At 69.3% G+C, this 19,030-nt stretch carries 16 protein-coding genes; 9 read left to right on the top strand and 7 right to left on the bottom strand.

Annotated elements, in window-relative coordinates; genetic code table 11:
* The first annotated feature begins 42 nt into the window (after positions 1-42).
* The 3 genes from Drose_RS14575 to Drose_RS14565 are packed head-to-tail and all read left to right on the top strand — an operon-like array spanning position 43 to position 2,950.
* Entirely contained in the window at positions 43-1,317 is a 1,275-nt protein-coding gene (locus Drose_RS14575) for an MFS transporter (protein WP_260728731.1), read from the top strand.
* Positions 1,318-1,333: 16 nt separating this feature from the next.
* A complete protein-coding gene (locus Drose_RS14570; protein ID WP_260728730.1) occupies positions 1,334-2,008 on the top strand; it encodes an HAD family hydrolase in 675 nt (224 codons plus the stop codon).
* 30 nt (positions 2,009-2,038) lie between these two features.
* A complete protein-coding gene (locus tag Drose_RS14565; protein ID WP_260728729.1) occupies positions 2,039-2,950 on the top strand; it encodes a TauD/TfdA dioxygenase family protein in 912 nt (303 codons plus the stop codon).
* A gap of 8 nt (positions 2,951-2,958) precedes the next feature.
* Here Drose_RS14565 and Drose_RS14560 read toward each other — a convergent pair whose 3' ends face one another.
* Positions 2,959-3,957, bottom strand: a complete 999-nt coding sequence (locus tag Drose_RS14560; RefSeq protein ID WP_260728728.1) for an N-acetylglucosamine kinase — start codon at positions 3,955-3,957, stop codon at positions 2,959-2,961.
* A 32-nt stretch (positions 3,958-3,989) separates the two neighbouring features.
* On the opposite strand from Drose_RS14560, the gene Drose_RS14555 reads away from it, so the two are divergent.
* Positions 3,990-6,128, top strand: a complete 2,139-nt coding sequence (locus Drose_RS14555) for an elongation factor G (protein WP_260728727.1) — start codon at positions 3,990-3,992, stop codon at positions 6,126-6,128.
* A 46-nt stretch (positions 6,129-6,174) separates the two neighbouring features.
* On the opposite strand, the gene Drose_RS14550 is transcribed toward Drose_RS14555, so the two are convergent.
* Positions 6,175-7,443: a condensation domain-containing protein gene (locus Drose_RS14550; protein ID WP_260728726.1), complete on the bottom strand. Its 1,269-nt coding sequence runs from the start codon at positions 7,441-7,443 to the stop codon at positions 6,175-6,177.
* Positions 7,444-7,500: 57 nt separating this feature from the next.
* Positions 7,501-8,163, bottom strand: a complete 663-nt coding sequence (locus Drose_RS14545) for a LamG domain-containing protein (protein ID WP_260728725.1) — start codon at positions 8,161-8,163, stop codon at positions 7,501-7,503.
* Positions 8,164-8,608: 445 nt separating this feature from the next.
* Here Drose_RS14545 and Drose_RS14540 point away from each other — a divergent pair, with 445 nt between their 5' ends.
* Genes Drose_RS14540 through Drose_RS14525 form a run of 4 tightly spaced genes read left to right on the top strand, consistent with a single transcriptional unit; the run spans position 8,609 to position 13,759 of the window.
* Positions 8,609-10,585 (top strand): S9 family peptidase, encoded by a 1,977-nt coding sequence (locus Drose_RS14540; protein WP_260728724.1) that lies wholly within the window; start codon positions 8,609-8,611, stop codon positions 10,583-10,585.
* 60 nt (positions 10,586-10,645) lie between these two features.
* A complete protein-coding gene (locus Drose_RS14535; protein WP_260728723.1) occupies positions 10,646-10,933 on the top strand; it encodes a phosphopantetheine-binding protein in 288 nt (95 codons plus the stop codon).
* Between the two features lie 4 nt (positions 10,934-10,937).
* Positions 10,938-12,443 carry an amino acid adenylation domain-containing protein gene (locus Drose_RS14530; protein ID WP_260728722.1) on the top strand — a complete coding sequence of 502 codons (1,506 nt, stop codon included), beginning with the start codon at positions 10,938-10,940 and terminating at the stop codon, positions 12,441-12,443.
* Positions 12,440-13,759: a condensation domain-containing protein gene (locus Drose_RS14525; protein WP_260728721.1), complete on the top strand. Its 1,320-nt coding sequence runs from the start codon at positions 12,440-12,442 to the stop codon at positions 13,757-13,759. The genes Drose_RS14530 and Drose_RS14525 overlap by 4 nt, the downstream gene beginning before the upstream one ends.
* Here the strand turns inward: Drose_RS14525 and Drose_RS14520 are convergent.
* From Drose_RS14520 to Drose_RS14505, 4 genes are all read right to left on the bottom strand, one after another.
* On the bottom strand, positions 13,746-14,999 hold the full coding sequence (locus Drose_RS14520) for an aminotransferase class I/II-fold pyridoxal phosphate-dependent enzyme (RefSeq protein WP_260728720.1): 1,254 nt from the start codon (positions 14,997-14,999) through the stop codon (positions 13,746-13,748). The genes Drose_RS14525 and Drose_RS14520 overlap by 14 nt on opposite strands.
* A gap of 148 nt (positions 15,000-15,147) precedes the next feature.
* Positions 15,148-15,591, bottom strand: a complete 444-nt coding sequence (locus tag Drose_RS14515) for a VOC family protein (protein ID WP_260728719.1) — start codon at positions 15,589-15,591, stop codon at positions 15,148-15,150.
* Between the two features lie 75 nt (positions 15,592-15,666).
* Complete coding sequence (locus Drose_RS14510) at positions 15,667-16,410, bottom strand: methyltransferase domain-containing protein (protein ID WP_260728718.1); 744 nt, start codon at positions 16,408-16,410, stop codon at positions 15,667-15,669.
* Positions 16,411-16,433: 23 nt separating this feature from the next.
* On the bottom strand, positions 16,434-17,819 hold the full coding sequence (locus Drose_RS14505; RefSeq protein ID WP_260728717.1) for a coproporphyrinogen-III oxidase family protein: 1,386 nt from the start codon (positions 17,817-17,819) through the stop codon (positions 16,434-16,436).
* 125 nt (positions 17,820-17,944) lie between these two features.
* Here Drose_RS14505 and Drose_RS14500 point away from each other — a divergent pair, with 125 nt between their 5' ends.
* Positions 17,945-18,877, top strand: a complete 933-nt coding sequence (locus tag Drose_RS14500) for an SAM-dependent methyltransferase (protein ID WP_260728716.1) — start codon at positions 17,945-17,947, stop codon at positions 18,875-18,877.
* Positions 18,878-19,030 lie beyond the last annotated feature (153 nt).

Raw genomic sequence — 19,030 nt, 5'->3', positions numbered from 1 at the left:
CGATACCCCACAAACAATCAGATTCATGATTGAATGGCTCGCATGGATGCCGACAGTGGGCGTGAGCAGGCGCCCGGAGCTCGACGAAGGGCCCTGGTCCGCCATCCCCAGTTCCGAACCCTGCTGCTCGCTCGGAGCATCTCCTTCTTCGGCGACTCGCTCGCTCCCATCGCCATCCCCTTCGCCGTGCTCGCCGGCGGCGGCAGCGCGGCCGACGTCGGCATCGTCCTCGGCGCCGGCACCGCCACGAACCTCATCCTGCTGCTGAGCGCCGGCGTCATCGCCGACCGCCTGCCGCGGCGGCTACTGCTGATCACGAGTGACGTGAGCCAGGGTCTGGTCATGACGGCGATGTGCGCCGTCCTGATGACCGGTCATTACTCCCTGTGGCTCCTGGTCGCGCTGCAAATCCTCTTCGGCGCCGGCATGGCCCTCAACCTGCCCTCGTTCACCGGGATCCTGCCGCAGGTGATCGACCGGGCTGACATCCAGGCCGCCAACGGGCTCCTGTCGGTCGCCCAGTCCACAGCGCAGATCTCCGGACCGGCGATCGCCGGCATTCTGGTGGCGGTGGGCAGTCCCGGCATCGCGCTCGGAGTCGACGCGGCGACCTTCTTCCTCTCCGCGTTGCTGCTGCTCGGCCTGCGGGTCCACACCGAGCGCAGCGCGGAGACGATGCACTTCGTCCGCGACCTCATCGACGGCTGGCAGGAGATGGCGCGGCGGCGGTGGTACTGGGTCTCCCTGCTGGCCCACTCGGGGTGCAACTTCTCCATCGGCGTCTTCTCCGTGATGGGGCCGGTAATCGTCGCGAAACACGGCGGCGCGACGGGGTGGGGCCTGGTCAGCACCGCGGGCGCGATCGGCAGCCTGCTCGGCGGTGTGGCGGTCATGCGGTTGTGGCTGCGTCGCCCCGTTCTGGTCGGCAACCTATCCGTGGTCCTCTACGCCCCCGCGCTGCTGCTGCTCATCCGCCCCGCACCGGTGTGGGCGATCATGGCCGGCGCCGGGCTCGCCGCCTTCGCCATCTCGATTCTCAACGGCGCCTGGTACTCCACCGTGCAGCAGCTCATTCCCGAAAAGATCTTGTCCCGGCTCGCCTCGTACGACTGGCTCATCTCGTTCGCCACCCTCCCGCTCGGCTACGCCCTGGCCGGGCCGCTGTCGGACGCCCTGGGTGTTTCGACATTGCTGGTGGGCTGCGCGCTGCTGCTGGCCCTGCCGTGCGCGCTGACCATCTTCGAGCCCACGGTCCGCGGCGTCCGCTCGGACCGCAGCGGAGAGATTATCACCGCCGAGCCGGTCCGGGCGGCGTGAGAGAGGACAGGTCGCGATGACCCCATTCGCCGTATTCGACCTCGACGACACCCTGGTCGACTATGGCGGCGCCATCGATGCCGCCTTCGTCGCGCTCGCCGACGAACGCGGCATCGGTCAGGAAGGGCTCGCCTTTCTCCGCGCCGAGCAGGAACGCCCCGGTCCGCCCGAGGAGTCGTGGCAGGCGATCGCCGAGCGGTTCGGATTCCCCGAGTCGTCCGCGGAACTCACCCTGGCCTTCGCCCGGCGGCTACCGGCTCTCTGCCGCCCGCATGCCGGCGCGATCGACGGCCTGCGCACGCTCCGCGCGGCCGGGTGGCGCACCGCGCTGCTGACCAACGGCGATGAACTCGACCAGCGCGCGAAACTCGGCGCCGGATGGGACGGCCTCTTCGACGCGTACTGCTTCACCAATGCCGAAGGCGTGCGCAAGCCTGACCCCGTCGTCTTCCGCCTCGTCGCCGCCCGCGCCGGGACGGATCTCGAAGGCGCCTGGATGGTCGGCGACTCACTGGAGGCCGACATCGCCGGAGGGGCCGCCGTCGGCATGAACACCCTCTGGATCTCCGGTGGTCGCGACCTTCCGGACGGAGGTCCGGTTCCGGACGTCACGGTGACGACCATCGCCAAGGCATTTCCCGTGCTGCTGCGAGTCGGCCAGGGTTCACCCTCGGGCTCGCCGGTCCTCTGACCTCATCCGCCACCGAACGGAGACAGAACCATGTCTGCCATCGACACGGAATCCACCGAGGCCGAGTACCGTTCCGGGCCGCTCCTGGTCCGGCGCCTGGCGGGTAACATCGGCGCCGAGATCGAGGATGTCGACACCGCTGCACCGCTCGCGGCCGACGCCGTGTCCGCGCTGCGGTCGGCGTTGCTGACCCACAAGGTAATCTTCGTTCGTGGTCAGCGGCTGGACTACGACCACCTTACCGCCTTCGCCGGTCAGTTCGGCGGGCTGACCCCCGGACATCCGATCTACCAAGCGCCGAAGGACCAGCCGCACGTACGGGAAATGGATTCACGCGGCGACGGAACCCGCGCGAACTATTGGCACACCGACCTCACGTTCGTGGAGGCGCCACCCGCCTTCGCCGTCCTGCACAACGTCGTCTGCCCACCGGTCGGGGGCGACACCCTCTGGGCCAACACCGCGGCCGCCTACGCTGCGATGCCTCCGGAGCTCAAGGCGCTGGCGAACGGAATGCGAGTAGTGCATTCCAACAACTCGGACTACACCGACGCAACGTACGTGCATTCACCACGGGCCCGCGCCGAATACATCCAGCGCACCATCGAGGCCGAACACCCCGCCGTACGCGTGCACGCGGAGACCGGCGAGCCGAGTCTGCTGCTCGGCGGGTTCGCACGGTCGGTGGTCGGTCATCGGCCGCGCGCGGGCCGTGACCTCATCCGGGTCCTGGAGGACTACGCGACCCAGCCCGAGTACACCGTGCGCTGGAAATGGCGGGCCGGCGACGTGGTCATGTGGGACAACCAGGCGACGATGCACTACGCGATCCTCGATTACGGCACCCAACATCGGCGCGGCATCCGGGTCACGGTGGAGGGCTGTCCCCCGGTCGGTCTCGACGGTCGCAAGGGATTCGCCCTGTCCTCCCCACTCACCTGACGGTCCGATCACCCGGCCCCGGTGTGGATCCGCCCGGCCAAGGCGGCGCGCAGTGCCCGCTCCGCCTCGGCACCCGCGCCCATGTGGTCGAGGCCGAGCAGGGCCGCACCGGCCAGCGGCGGGACATCGGTCACAACGACCGAGGACGCGGGCGAGAACGTGGCGATGCCGTCGCGGACGGCGGACAGCAGCAGGGGATGACGCGCGGCGAGCACGCTGCCGCCGAGCACCACCACCGTGCCGTGATCGGCGACGCCGATGCGGTCCATCGCCACCCGAACCATGGCACAGATCTCCGCGGCCTGCCGACGGACCAGGGCCGTGGCGACGGGATCGCCCTGCGCCGCCACGGCGAGCAGCACCGGGGTGCAGTGCCGTACATCCATGCTGGTCAGTCGTTCGCCGCGCAGACGCAGCGCGACCTCGCGCATCGAATTCAGCCCGAGATGATCGAGCAGAGCCGCCACGAGTGCCGTCGGCTCGCCCCTGCCGTCCTCGGCCCGGATCGCGTGCCACAGCGCCGCCATCCCGAGGTCGTTGCCCCCGCCCCAGTCACCGGACGTGTCGCCGAAGGCGAGGAACCGCGCCTGCCGTCCGTCCGGACCGACGCCGACACAGTTGATGCCGGTGCCGCAGACCACCGCCACGCCCGTCCCCGGGCCCCCGGCGCGCAGCACCGCCAAGGTGTCGTTACGTACCATCGCCTCACCGACCCACGGCCGGGACCGCAGCAGGGACGCGAACTCCTCTTCCTCTTCCGGCAGATCCAGATGGGCCATGCAGGCGCTGAGGACGACGCGCTCGGCCTCGCCCAGCATCCCGGCGATCAACTGCTCAATCCGGGCCACCCATAACGGCATCGGTTCGGCGGCCAGCATTCCGGCACCACGGGCCGTCGCGAGCACGCCACCCCGGCTGTCAACCAGGGCGACATCGGTCTTCGTGCTGCCGGCGTCGACGGCAATCACCTTTGCGGTTCCGGCGGGGCTCGTCAGCGAATCGGGCACGAAACCGTCCTCGGCAGTGGGTTCATATAGACTTGGCATTGTGCCACGCTAGAGAAGCGTGTCGATCTCCGGTGCGACCGGCGGCGCCCGCCGGGTTCGGACACCAGGGCACCAGCCGGACTCCCGCATGTAAAATTCGCCGGAGGCGAGACCCGCCTTCAGGACAAGCCACAGCACGTGACGAACCACAGCGCGTGACGACTCGTTGGAGTTCCATGCCGATCAACCTCGGGATCCTTGCCCACGTCGACGCCGGGAAGACAAGCCTCACCGAGCGTCTGCTGTACGAGGCAGGGGTGGTCGACCAGATCGGTAGCGTGGACGACGGCACAACTCGCACGGACTCGATGGACCTGGAACGCCGCCGGGGCATCACCATCCGGGCCGCGGTGACGTCGCTGCAGATCGGCGATACCGCGGTGAACATCCTGGACACGCCCGGCCACCCCGACTTCATCGCCGAGGTCGAGCGCTCGCTGCACGTCTTGGACGCCGCCGTGCTGGTGTTGTCCTCGGTCGAGGGGGTACAGCCGCAGACCGTGATCCTCTGGCGTGCGCTGCGCCGGATCAACGTACCGACGCTGTTGTTCATCAACAAGGTCGACCGGGGCGGCGCGGACGCTGACCGGGTTGTCGGACAGATCCACCGCCGCCTCTCCGCGGCCGCGGTGGTCCTGAGCCGCGTCGTGGATCAGGGCCGGCCGGAGGCCGAGGTCGAGGCCCTGCCACTGGATCACCCGTCGGTGACTGAGTCGATCGCCGAGGCCGATGAGGTCGTGATGCAGGCGTGGATCGACGACAGCGAGGTCGATCCGGAACGCGTCGAGGCAGCTCTCAAGCGTGGGGTGCGGCAGGGCGACATCTTCCCGGTGCTGTTCGGCTCGGCCGTCACCGGCGCCGGCGTCACCCACCTGCAGGAGGCGATCACCACCTTGCTGCCGGCCGCCGGCCAGCGCAGCGGTGCGACCTCGGCCACGGTCTTCGCCGTCGACCACGACGACCGGGGGCGGCGGGTGTGGCTGCGCCTGTGGGACGGCGAGCTCGCCGTCCGCGACATGCTCCGCCTCGCCAGCAGCAAGGCCGACCGGGTCACCGAGCTACGGGTGTCCAGGCCGGACGGGCTCGCGGTGGCCCGGCGGGCGAGGAGCGGCGACATCGTCGCGGCACGAGGTCTGTCGTCGGCGCGCGCCGGCCAGGTCATCGGCACTCCGCCGCCGCGCCGTCTCCCGAGGTTCCCGCCGGCGACGATGGTGGCGGCCCTGGAGCCGGTCGACCCGGCGCAGCGTGGGGCCCTGTTCGCCGCCCTCACGGTGATGGGCGACGAAGATCCCCTCATCGAGCCGAGGCTCAACGAGATCGACGGCACCGCCGAGATCCGCATTCACGGCGAAGTCCAGAAAGAGGTCGTTGTCGCCGTACTGGAGGAGCGCTTCGGCGTACGTACGTTCTTCCACGACACCTCGGTGATCTGCATCGAGCGCGTGACGGGCTCGGCGACCGCGATCGAGGAGATGGACCGGGACGGCAATCCGTACCTCGCGACCATTGGCCTCAGTCTGGAGCCGGGCGAACCCGGCAGCGCAGTCGCATTCCATCCGGGCATCGAACGGGGCAACCTGCCGGCGTCGTTCATCACCGCCTGCGAGGAGGGTGTGCGGGCGGCGCTGGAGCAGGGGCTGCACGGCTGGGCCGTCACCGACTGCCGGGTGACCATGACGGCGTCCGCCTACTGTCCCCGGCAGAGTCACGCCCATCAGAGCTTCAACAAGGCGATGTCCACGGTCGGCGCTGACTTCCGCAACCTGGCACCGGTTGTCGTCATGGCCTGCCTGGAGAAAGCCGGAACCGAGGTGTGCCAGCCGATCGAGCGATTCGAGCTCGACAGCCCCGACCCGACGATCCAGCCGCTGATGTCCACGCTGGGGCGGCTCGGCGCGATCACGGAATTCATCACCGGGTCCTCCGGCTACACCCGCCTCACCGGATTCATCCCGACGGCGCGGATCGCGGAACTTGCCTCCGCTCTACCCAACGTCACCGGCGGCGAGGGCGTCCTGACCAGCCGGCCGGATCACTACGCACCGCTGCACGGTGAGGACTTCCCGGTCCGTCCCCGGGCCGGGGTGGACCCTCGCGATCGGGCGCTGTGGTTCCGGTCCATGCCACGGTGACCAGCGACCCCGTGGCCGGAGCGCGTTGTGCTCCGGCCACGGGTTCCTACGTCGTGAGTGCGACGGTGATGTCGACGAGCGTCGCGCACAGCCGGGCCATGAACTCCTCGCCCCCGGCGACGGCGAATCGTGAGGGATCGAACTCGCACTCGAGCCGACAGGTGTCGTCGTCGTACATCATGGCGACGACCTGGAAGGTGCCCATGGACGAGGCGTACTCCGTGGCCGACTCCTCCGGCGGCAGGCCGTGGGCCGGTTGTTCCCACGGCATGAAGTTCACCAGCCACTGCGCCGGCCGCCGCGTGATCGTGTCGCCCGGGCCGCCGAACGCGGTCAGCAGGTAGTCCCACGGGGTGAGCTGATGCGGCATCATGCGCATCCACACGGCACGCGCGTGATCCACCGCGGCTCGCGGGTCAGTGAGGTCTCCCCCGCTCAACCGCACCGGCAGATCGTCGGCGAAACAGCCCAGGGTGTCGAGGTAAGCCGGCGGCCGCCCGTTGACATTGATTCGCAGGGTGATGTCCCGCTCGGCGCCCATGCCCACCGCGGTGTGCGCCACCGCGCCCAGAAACAGGACGAACGGCGTCGTGCGCACCCGCGATGCCGCCCGCCGGAGCCGGGAGGCCGGCACCGGAGCCGCGCGGCGCAGACTGTGCACCCGGCCGCTGAGCTCACCGTCCGGGGCAATGCAGAAGGGCACCCGGAGCGCGCGATCCGGTGGGGTGCCGCCCAGCATGCCGGCCCAGAAGGAGTGGGACGGAGCGGTCCCGTAGCCGGGACGCGGAAACGTCGCCCGCTGCCATCGCACCCACTCCCGATGGGAGCCGGCGATCACGTCCGGCGCCGCCCCGGGCGCGGTCATGAAGTCGACGAAGGCCTGCTGGCTCATCCCGTCGGTGATCAAATGGTCCATCCTACTGACCAGATAGCGGCCCGGCCCGGCATGGTCGGTGTCGCACTCGATCAGGGTCGCGTCCCACAGGAGGCCGCCGGAGTGCTCGAAGTAGGTGTTCTCCGCTCGCTCGACGAACGCCTCCAACTCATCCCGCGAACCGAGACGCTGCCGGTGTAGCGGCAGGTCGACGGCGTCCGCATAGCGAAGCCGCCCGTCCGCCAGCGAGAGGTCGACGATGCGCAGCGAGTCCTGCCGCGCCGTGACGCGGCGCAGCCGCTCACGGACCTCGTCGTCGGTCCGGTCACGGTTCAGCGGAATGACGGTGGCCACGTTGCGCGACCGCTCACCACGCCGGGCCTGCCGCAGTAGGCGGCCCTCCTGCTGCCAGGAGAGCGGTCCCTCGGTCGCCGATGCCACTGCCCCACCTGGACGCCCGGGGGTGCCGCCAGGCTTGGTCACCACGATGAGAGACCGTTACTCGTCGGCGAGCCGGCCGCGCTCGGACAGGCTCACCGCGTCGGCCTCCGTCAGCACGCCGGAATAAGCCCACACCGGTCCGATGGAACCGGGCCACTGGTCGACGTACTCGTCGCGGAACCACGCGTGGCCGAGCTGAATGCTCAGGTCACCGTTCCACTTGGGCCAGTCCACCGGCAGCTTCGCCTCGCCACGTTCGCCGTGCGTCGGCACATAGATTCGCGCGACGCCAGCCTCCAGGTCGTAGACGCCGGCGACGAACACCCAGCGGTCCGCTTCCTCCGGCGCGATCTCCGTGGTCGAGTAGGCGTCCACCCACTCGACGGTGCTGTCGTCGGAACCGTCGATCGGCGCCACGGCGAAGGTCCAGTGCATGTGGAAGTCGCCGGTGCCCTCGCCGCCGTACTCGATGAAGCGTACGCCGAGGTAGAACGGGCTGTGGTAGGAGCCGCTCTGGGCGACCGCCGTCCAGGCGTACCAGTCCGGGGCGAACCGCAGGTCGGCACCGGCGACGGCGCTGTCCAGGCGCAGCCAGGCGGCCACGCTGAAGCTCTGGTCGGTCACCACGGCGCCGCTCTCGCTCGCCAGGCTCAGCGAGTCGCTGAAGGCGACGGCACCGGCCGTTCCGGCCGGCCCATCGGTCCAGCGCGGCTCGCGCACGGCCGATAGCGTGTGCCCGTTCCCGGAGGAGTCCGCCACCTGTCTGCCCGAGCCCTCCGTCATCTCCCATCGCCCCTTCAGGACGGGACGGTTTCCGGTCTTCGCGGCGTCGGTCATCGCACTCACTTCCTGTCGTCTTGGCCGGCTGCCGCAGCCGCGGCAGCAACTGATCCGTCCGGAGGCAGCATGTGCCCGGTGACCTCGTCAAGTGACCTCGTCACGCCCGGCGTGCCCCACGGTGAATCGCAGAGCTGCGCCGCGTCGGGCAGCGCACCGGCTGCGGCCATGATGGCCACGATCAGCGACGGCAGGGCCTTGTCCTCCCCGCGTCGTTGACGCGACACTATCGTGCACAGTCGATGTTCACAACGGACGGACTCGCTCCCCGCAGGGCACGAAGTCAAGCTTGTGACGGCGACCGCACCCATCAGATACTGTCGATAGGGTGACTTCGGGGGAGGGGACCATGGAGATCGGCGTCGAGCTACCGTTCGGCTCCTGGCCATCACCGGTCGACCCACAGTCCGTAGCGGGCACCTCGGTATCGCTCGGCGACGGGGCCATCTATGTCCAGGGCCGGCCGTGGTGGGCGGAGAGCCGTCCCGGCGAGGGCGGACGGGTGACCATCTGCCGCGTCGGTTCCGACGGCCGGCCGGAGGATCTGCTGGGTCCGCCGTGGGACGCACGGTCACGGGTCCACGAGTACGGCGGCGGAGCCTGGACCGTCATCGGTGCTGAACTCTTCTTCGTCCAGCACGACGATCAGCGGATCTATCGGGTATTCCCAGGCGGGCAACCCCGCCCCGTCACGCCGATCGCCGATCCGCTTCTGTCCGTACGCTTCGGCGACCTGTCCCCCGGCCACGACGGTCGCGACCTGCTGGCCGTTCGCGAGGCAGGCACGGGCAAGGACGTCGTCAGGGACGTCGTCGCCGTCCCTACCGGCGGCGAACCGATCCGGCACCTGGCGGGTGGCTCCCGGTTCGTGGCCTTTCCGCGTCAGTCTCCGGACGGTTCCCGGCTGGCGTGGATCTCGTGGGACCACCCGCGGATGCCCTGGGACGGTACCGAACTGCGCGTCGCCGAACGCGACGGCGTGGACGGTTACGGCGAGCCCCGTACCGTGCTGGGCGGAGCGACCGAATCGGTGTTGCAGCCGGAGTGGCTGGGCGACCGGGCTCTCGCCGTGCTCAGTGACCGTTCCGGATGGTGGAACCCCTATCGGGTCGCGCTCGGCCCGGACTCCGTGGAGGCGGTCCTTCCCGGCGAACACGAGATCGGTGGTCCGCTCTGGAAGTTGCGGCCCCGCTGGTACAGCGTCCTGACTGGTAACCGCCTCCTCGCCGTCCGGACCCGTGGCGACGATCGGCTGTGCCTGATCGACATGGCGTCGGGGGCCGTGCGTGACATCGATCTGCCGGGTTTCGAGACGATCAGCCTGACCGATGTCGACGTCACGGGCGAACATGCGCTGGTCCTCTGCGGCGGTGCTCGCCAGCCGCGCGGCCTGCGGCAGGTCGACCTGGCCACCGGCGCGGTCACCGCGATCCGGGTCCTTTCTTCGGGACTGCCGCCCGCGGAGTTCTTCTCACCCGCCCGGGCGCGCACCTTTGTCAATCCCGAAGGGCACGAGGTCCATGCCGTCGACTATCCCCCGCATCATCCCGCGGTCCGCGGTCCGGCCGGGCAGCGGCCGCCCTATCTCGTCTGGGTCCACGGCGGCCCGACGGCACGGTCCACCGTTCAGGTCTCGGCGAGCATCGCGTTCTGGACCAGCCGCGGCATCGGTGTCCTCGACGTCAACTACGGTGGCTCGACCGGATACGGGCGTGAGTACCGTGAGCGGCTGCGCGGAATGTGGGGAGTGGTCGACGTGGCCGACGCGGCTGCGGCCGCGGCCTGCCTGGTCGCCCGCGACGAGGCCGATCCCCGGCGCCTCGCGATTCAGGGGCACAGCGCTGGCGGCTGGACCGTACTCGCCGCGCTCGCGACCACGGACGTGTTCGCGGCGGGAATCTCGCAATGCGGGGTGACCGACGCCCGTCTCATGGTCGAGCACACGCACGACTTCGAGTCGCGCTACCTGGACGGGCTCGTCGGCCCGCTGCCCGAGGCCGATCAGCTTTACGAGGAGCGGTCGCCGCTGACCAACATCAAGGGCATGCGTGCGCCGGTCCTGCTGCTCCAGGGTCTCGACGACCCGATCGTGCCGCCGCCGCTCGCGGAGGCGTTCCGAGAGGGGCTGGAGCGACACCAGGTGCCCCACCAGTACGTCGCGTTCGCCGGGGAGGGTCATGGCTTCCGCCGCGCCGACACCCTGGTCCGCTGCCTCGAACTATCACTCGCCTTCCTCGGTGAGACATTCGGATTCGCCCCTGCGGACGACGGAGCGACGGCCCGGCCCAGGGCAGGCCTGGCATAAGAAGCGCCGAGCCGTTGCGGCAGTACCGTGGTGGTGGCATGACGAGAATGGGAGACCTCAGTGTCCGAGCTTCGTGATGAACTGATCGATACCGCCTACGTACCGCCGGAGGATTCGCTGGAGGAGCAGGTGGCGACGATCACCGCGGCCGTGCTCCACGTCGACAAGGTGGGGCGGGAGGACAGCTTCTACGACCTCGGCGGCAACTCCATGCAGGCGATCCGGATCTGCGCGCGTGTCGAGCAGGAGACGGGGCTGCCGGTCGAGCCCCTCTTGCTGCTCGAACACGATCGGCTGGCGGATTTCGTCGCCCAACTCCGCACCGCCGGCGCTTCTGCCGAGAGCTGACGCGATGCCGACGAGGCACCCCATCCACGTGGCGGTGGACCGGCTCGCCGCCGCCTCGCCCGACGACATCGGCCTGATTCACGGCACCGAGCGCACGAGCTACCGTACGCTTGCCGCCGCCGGTGACGCCTACGCACACCTGCTCACGTCCTGGGGCGTACGCCCGGGCGGCATCGTCGCCCTGCTGCTCCCCCGCTCGGCGCAGTTGGTGGCCGTACAGCTCGGGGTCCTCAAGTGCGGGGCGGCGTACACCGGGATCGACCCACGCTGGCCGGCCGCGCGTATCGAGTCGATCCTCGGTCAGCTCGATGTACCGGTCGTGGTCGGCGATACGACGGATTCAGTCGCGGGCCGACCGGTTCACGGTGTCGTCCCGCGGCCGCTCGCCGCAGTTGCTGCGGACGCGGTCCCCTTCCGCTCGCCCGGCGTCGCGCTCGACGACCCGGCGACGGTCTTCTTCACGTCGGGGACCACCGGCGTCTCCAAGGGAGTTGTCACCACCCATCGCGCCGTGACCCGGATGTTCGGCCACGGCGGCCTGGCCGGATTCGGTCGCGGCCATGTGACGCCGCAGGCGGCACCCCTGCCGTGGGACATGTACGCGTTCGAGCTCTGGGGACAACTGACGGTGGGTGGCACGTGCGTGCTGGTCGCCGAGGATCATCTGATGCCCCGGCGGCTGCGTACGCTCATCACCGACGCCGCGGTCGACACCCTGTGGCTGACGACCTCGCTGTTCAACCTGTTCGTCGACGAGGACATCGACAGCTTCGCGGGTCTGCGGCGTATCTACGTCGGCGGGGAGAAACAGTCGCCGTCGCACGTCGCGGCGTTTCTCCGGCGTTTCCCCGGCATCCCGGTGTGGAACGGGTACGGGCCGGCCGAGAACTGCATGCTCAGCACCCTGCACCGGATGACTCTCGCCGACACGGAGCGGCCGGGTGGCATTCCTCTCGGGTCCGCGGTTCCCGGTACGACGGTCGTGGTCATCCGCGACGACGGCAGCCCCGCCGCGCCCGGCGAGACGGGCGAGATCCTGGTGACCGGCACCGGACTGGCCACCGGCTACGTGAACGACGACCGGTTGACCCGGGAGAAATTCGTCCAGATCGAGGTCGACGGACGGCCGGAACACGCCTATCGCACCGGCGACCTGGGCAAATTCGACGAGGACGGCGTGCTGCACTATCTCGACCGCATCGACAGGCAGATCAAGCTCCACGGGAATCGCATCGAGCTGGGCGACATCGAGAGCGCCGCCCGGCGGATCGGCGCTATCCGGATGTGCGCGGCGGTCGCCGTCACCGGTGGTGAGGGGCAGGTCGACCACATCGCGCTGTATTACACCACCGGCGAGGACGGTCCGGCCCCACGTGACGTTCGCCGGCGGCTGGGTGACTTCCTGCCCGCGTACGCCGTGCCCACGGCGATCGAGCGCGTCGTAACCCTCCCGATCACCGCCAACGGCAAGGTCGATCTGCGGGCCCTGAGCGAACGCGGCCGCCGATGACCAGCCCGTCCTACCCCCTGTCCTTCGAACAGGAGTCGCTCTGGATCGCGGAGCAGTTTGCCCGCCGGCCGTCGCCGTTCCTGGAGGCGTGGGCGCAGCGGATCGAGGGTCCCCTGGACCGGTCGGCACTGCGCCGGGCTCTGACGGACTTCGTGGCCCGGCACGCGGCGCTGCGTACGCGGTTCCTTCTCGAGGACAGCGGCAGCGTGCAGCGGATCGACCCGGACGCGGTGGTGGAGATGGAGGTGCTGCCGTGGCCAGGCGGCGACATCGAGGCGACGCTGCGCAAGGCCGCGTCCCGTTCGCTCCCCCTCACCCGCGCTCCTTTCCGCATCACGCTGTACGAACTCTCCCCGCTGGACCACGTGCTCCTCATCCAGCTCCACCATGTCGTCGTCGACGACGTCGCGCTGGCCGTTCTCACCGAGGAGTTGGGCGCCCTCTACCGCGCGGCGATCACCGGTGACGCCGCCGACCTCCCCGCTCCCACGATGGACCCAGGCCGGTACGCGCTGGCCCAGCGGTCGGCCGGCGTCGATCCGCAGGCGCTGGACTACTGGACGGCGTACCTGAAGGACGTGGCGCCGCTTCCGAACCTGCCGCCGTACCAGCGGCCGCTTCCCGCACAACGGGGAACCGGCTGTGACATGGTGAGCATGGTCCTGCCCGCGGAGACCGGCCGGGCGATCCGGCGCCTGGCACGCGCGCAGCGCACCACCACCCATGTCGTCCTCACCACGGCCCTCGCCATGACGTTTTCGGCAACCGTGGCGGTGGAGGACGTCATTCTGGGCATCCCCACCTCGCGCCGCCGCGGCCCGGACACCGACCAGCTCTTCGGCTGCCTCAGCGACCTGCTGCCGCTTCGCCTCCGGGTACCTGCCACGACGTCGTTCGTGGAAGTGTGTGGGGCGACGAAAGCCGGCGTCCTCGCCATGCTGCGGCACCGGTACACGCCGTACGCGGCGATCAGCTCCGCCGCGATCTCCGCCCGCGCGATTCTGTCCGGCGACAACCTTGCCCGGGTGGTCCTGGTCATCGACGAGGACCCTGGCGAGTTGCGGATGCCAGGCTTGCGGTGCCGGCGGGTGTACGTCGGCGCGGCCGCCCCGAAGTTCGACTGGTGTCAATACGTGGTGGCTTCGGGCGACGAGTACCTGGTTCGCGCCGACTACGCGACTAGCTGCTTCACACCGGAGGAGGCGCACGGGATGCTGGCGCAGTGGGCCGCCGTCGTATCGGCGGTGATCGCCGATACGACGGTGTCGCCCGACGGGCTCCGGTCCCGGCCGGGCGTCCGCCTCACGAAGCCATGAACCGCAGGGCGTCGCCGAGCCGGGCGATGCCCTGCCGCAGCACAGGCTCCGGCGCGCTGAGGCTGATCCGCACGCATCGGCGGCCGTGTTGGATCGTCGTCGGCGACGTGGACCCCGCAAAGAAGTATGAGCCCGGCACGACGAAGACGCGGCGTTGTTTCATCAGGCCGTAGAGACGTAGGTCGTCGATCCAGGGCTCGTCGATGTACAGCCAGGCGAACATGCCGCGTACGCCGTCGTGCGTGTACCAGCTCAGGTCGTCCGGAAGGCACTCGGCGAGCAGTTCGGCGGCCAGGTTCCAGCGCGCCGCGTAGAAGGGCTGGATCGTCTCGGTGACCAGAGCGTCCAGTTCGTCGCCACTGCGCAGGGCCGCCGCGGCGGCGTGCTGTGCGAGCCGCGGAGCGTGCAGCACGGTGTTGCCCAGGAAGGCGACCATGTCCTTGATGACTTCCGCGGGCCCGATGGCGATGCCGATCCGTTCGCCGGGCAGTCCCGCCTTCGAGAGACTGAAGCAGTTCAGCACGCCGTCGCCCCACACCGGTGGCGTCTCCGTGACGGCGATGCCGGGGAATGGCTGACCGTAGGCATTGTCGACGACTGTCAGGGCGTCCTGGGCGGCGGCCGCTTTGACGATCGCGGCGAGGTCCGGCTCGCTCAGCGAGCGTCCCGTCGGGTTGCTCGGGTTGGACACCAGGAATACGCCCGCGTCCCGCGTCCCGCCCACCGCCGCGGTGTCCAGCTCGTAGCGGAACCGATGGTCGCCGGTGGCGACGATGTTGCTCGGCACACCCACGACATGCGGGTGCATCGTCGACGCCTCGTAACCTGTGTAGTCCGGCAGGGCGGGCAGGACGAGAGCCCGCCGGCGGTCGGATGACGGGCCCGCGTAGAGCGCTCCGGCGATGAAGCACAACATCTGACTACCGGGGCCGATCATGACGTTCGCGGTGTCGATGGGCCAGCCGAGGCGTTGTCCGAAATACTGGACAACCGCGTCCAGCAGCGCCGGCAGGCCTCGCGACGGACCGTAGCTGCAGCTCAGACCTTCGAAGTCGGCGTCGGTGGCCTGCTGAACCCGCCGCCGCCAGAAGGCGGACGCCGCCGGGATGAGCGCGGGGTTGCCGATACCGAGGTTCAGCCATCCGTCGCCCGGTCGGCCGGACAGCGCGGCGATGTCGTCCATGATGACCCGCAGGCCGGACATCGAGCACATCTTCGCGCCTATCTGCGATCTGATCACGACGCGCGCTCCAACCCCGGCCGGATGGGACGGCGGGCCGCCAGGCGCCCCGTCATGCCGCGAGCGCCCACGTGCGGAAGGCAGCCGAGATACACCCCGCCGGCGCGCACGGGGTACGGAAACCATGGATTCTTCGGCATCGGACCGGTCACACGCCGAAGAAGCCGCACCGGGGCGGACCGGGTTCGGAGACCGGAGGGACTTGCGGGTCGTCCGTGTAGATCTCCAGTCGGATACCGTCCGGGTCGGTGAAGAATAGCTGTCCCGCCGACGCGGCGTCACCGCCCTCCGGGTCGTCCCGGATGGCCACGTCGGCGGCCCGCAGCCGCGCCTCCGCCGCTCGAAGATCGTCCAGCGTGGACGCCTCGAAGGAGAGGTGGTGCAGACCGGCCCGGTCGGCCGCGAACCGGGCGGCGGACTGCTCCCACAAGGTGAGCAGGACGGCATCGTCGATGCCCAGCAGTGCGTAGCGCCGGGACGCGCCGTCCGACTGCCGGATCACCTCGAATCCCAGGGCCCTCCGATAGAATTCCACCGATCGTTCGAGGTCCGTAACGTTGAGGCCGGCACTGCCCGTTCTGATCGCTGTCATGTCGCTCCCCCTTCAGCAGCCGCAAACCCGTCCCGGATCGGACACCGCCGCCCGGCCGCTCCGATCCGGCACCGATCAGTCGGTAGTGGCTTCCGGCTTTGTCGCGTGAAAGCTCCAGTCGTTGTCCCGCGGGCCCGGTCGCGCGTCGTCGTCATAGTTGGCGGTGATCCTGACATCGACGAACCCGACCTCACGCAGCAGCGCGGCGAACTCCTCGGGGACCCAATGCTGAGTACGGAACATGTGGAGCTCCGTTCCCATCAGCCGACCGCTCGTCCACTTCTCGTAGCGGACGTACTCCACCATCTGATTCTTGGCGGGGTTGAAGGTGGAATGAACGATCTCGATGGTCCACAGGTCCTCCCCGGACCGCCACAGCTTCAGCGGCTGCTGCGGTCCGGTGAGCAGGCCCGGGATCTCGAGGTCGAGAATGAATCGGCCGCCGGGCACCAGCGATTGCCAGCAGCACTCCAGCGCGGCCCGGGTGAGCTCGCGTCCGTCCAGGTTGGTAATCGTGCCGGCCGGGATGATGACGGCCTCGTAGGCTTCCGGATTCACGAAGGACGTCATGTTGCCCTCGTGCAGTGCCGGCGCAAAGCCGCGGCTCTCGCAGTTGGCGCGGCAGATCGCGATCATATCCGGCGAGTGCTCCAGACCCTCCACATCGAAATCCGCCTCCAGCAGGCGAACCAGGATCCGGCCCGTGCCCGAGCCCATCTCGAGGATCTTGCCCTTGATGCCGGCGAGATGACGGGTGTAGTACTCGACATCGCCGTAGCTGTGCCCGACGGGCGTCCTGGCCTGGTAGATCTCCGCCATCAAGGGCCCGTGGGACCAGTTCATCAAGCTTCCTCCTCGAAGATGCGTCCGGCGGCCGGGTACGGTTCGAACGAGACACCGATCTGATGACGCCCGCGCGCGTCGTGGTCATCGGCCTCCACGAAAACATGGACGATGTTCGCCACCATGACACGTCCCAGGTCGGTGAGTTCGAGCCGCCCGCCCTCCTCGACCACGAGACCGGCGTCCAGAATCCTCGCCAACTGTTGCGGGAAGGCCTCGGTCACGGTGACGCCGAAATCGCGCGCGAACGCCGCGGGGTCGACGTACCCGCGCTTGAATCCGCGGATGATGTGCTGACGCATCGACTGGGCGGCGTTGCGGACGCAACCGGTCTCGATCGGCGACAGACCGGCGTCGATCGCCTCGACGTACTTGGGAATCGACCGCATGTTGTTCCACGACCGCCGGTCGACGGTGGACCGGGAGCTGACGCCGAATCCCAGGACGGGATCGCCCGACCACACGACGTCGAGGTAGGAGCAGTAGCGGTCGGCCGACGGGGCGATCCAGGCGCTGGCCGCGCCCGGCCGGTAACCGGCCGACCAGAGGATCTGAAGTGCTTCGAGGTGGAACTTCAATTCGTCCCGACGGTCCGGCAGATCCAGCTCGCTCCGCGAACTCCACCGGTGAAAGACCGTTTTCGGCCAGATCTCGAGGCCGTACAGCGTGATGCCGTCGATCCCCATGTCACAGGCCCGCTGTACACCGGCCAGCCACTGCTCGCCGGTCAGGCCGGGAAGCGGGTAGATCAGGTCGACGTTGACGAACACCCGGCGCCCGCGCGTCTCACCGACGAGTATGTCGAGCGCCGCCTGCGCCTGAGCGGCGTCGTGGTCCCGGTTGGCGGAGGCGAGGACCTGGTCCTCGAAGCTCTGCACGCCGACGCTGAAGCGGGTGAAACCGGCGTCGAGCAACTGACGGGTCTTGCCTGGGGTGACCGTGGCGGGGTCGAACTCGACGCCGACCTCCGCATCCGGGGCCACCGGCAGGGTGGACCGCATCGCCTCGACGATCTCGGCTAGCTGCTCGCCTTCGAGCAGGGCCGGCGTTCCGCCCCCGATGTTGAGCGCGCCGAAGGTCGAGCGTGGGACCGGAAGAGCCTCCGGGGATCGCCGGATCTCCGAGACCATCGCGCGCACGTAACTGCTACGGAGATCGCCATCGTGCACCGTGGTGATCGCGAAATTGCAGAAGTGGCACTTCTTCGTACAGAAGGGCACGTGCGCGTACAGTGCCCCTGGCGGGTCCGCGAAGAAGGCCCGGGGCTCCACGGCTTCGAACTGGACCGGATAGGCGTGGATGTTCGTCGATGGCCTGGTCTGCTGGTCGACTGCGTCACTGCGGCTGTGGCCACTGGCGGACGCCCGGTCGTAGCCGATCTTCATGGACGGAAGTCTATCCCGCGCCCCTGGTGGACGGAGGCCCGTGAGATAGATACACGCAGATTTTTTGCACACCGGCCAGACACCTGACGCGGGGGAAGACATTGGGCGAGCAAGGGCGGATCACGGTGGTCGGACTCGGCCCGGGGCCACTGGACCTGGTGTCACCCGCGGTCCGGGAGGCGCTGGGTTCCCCGGCTCTCCTGCTTACCACGGCGGCCGAACACCCGGCAATGTCGCAGGCGGGCCACGCCGTCCGCCTGGACCACGGTGCCCTCGGTGCCGAGGTCGCACTGGCGGCCTGCCGCGAGGACACACCCGTGGTCGTGGCCGTGTCCGGCTCACCGTACGTTCTCGAACCGCTGGTGACGCGCCTGCGCAGGGAGCACGGCGCCGCGGTCCGCGTCGTACCGAACGTCTCCTTCCTCGATCTGCTCTGGGACCGCCTGGGTATCCAGCCGTTCGGCGGGACGTTGCTCGCCGCCCCGGAAGATGTGACTCCTGCCACACTGCGTAGCGGAAATCTCGTATTGGCCGGCGTCACTCCGCAGTGGCTCCGTGAGGCGACCGAGCGAGGCTATGTGGACCCGGAATCCCCTGTCGTCGTCGCCCGCCGCCTCGGCCTGACCGGCGAGTTGTTGCGGCGCCGGCGCTGGGCTGAGCTGACCAGCGACGAAATAGACGGCTGGACCACCTTGTTCCTGGAATCCGCCGCTCCGCCGGTTCCGGCCAGCCCGCTCGGGTCGGCGCTCGCGGCCCAGACCCGCGGGGCACAGCGGGGGTTCGGCCTGCCCGACCTGGCAGCGGCCTTCGCCGACGTGGAGGACGAGCTGGCGGAGGCCCGCGCCGACCCCTCGGCCGCCGAGGTCGGTGACGTGCTCTTCGCCGCCGTGCAGGTGGCACGGCAGCTTGGGGTGGATCCCGACCACGCACTGCTGGGCGCGGTGCGCCGCTTCACCAGCCGCCTCGACTACATCGACGAGCATGCCGCGGACCCCGCGGCCCTGGCCCCGCACGAGCGCCGGGAGCTCTGGCGAATCGCCAAGCGGACCCGAGGATGATCCAAGATCGTCCGATGTGCGCAGTGCCCCACGGCGGGACCGTTCACAAGGTATTGTCGATGGCGGATGGTTGCCGCTAAGTTGGACAGAAGTGTACGGTCGAGAGGAGGTACCTGTCCCTGTTGCGCAGGGAATGCGACGAACTTCGCGAGA

The sequence above is a fragment of the Dactylosporangium roseum genome (assembly GCF_025264685.1).
Taxonomy (GTDB): domain Bacteria; phylum Actinomycetota; class Actinomycetes; order Mycobacteriales; family Micromonosporaceae; genus Dactylosporangium; species Dactylosporangium roseum.
The sequence above is the reverse complement of the archived record's forward strand: the minus strand, read 5'-3'. Positions and strand labels throughout refer to the sequence as shown.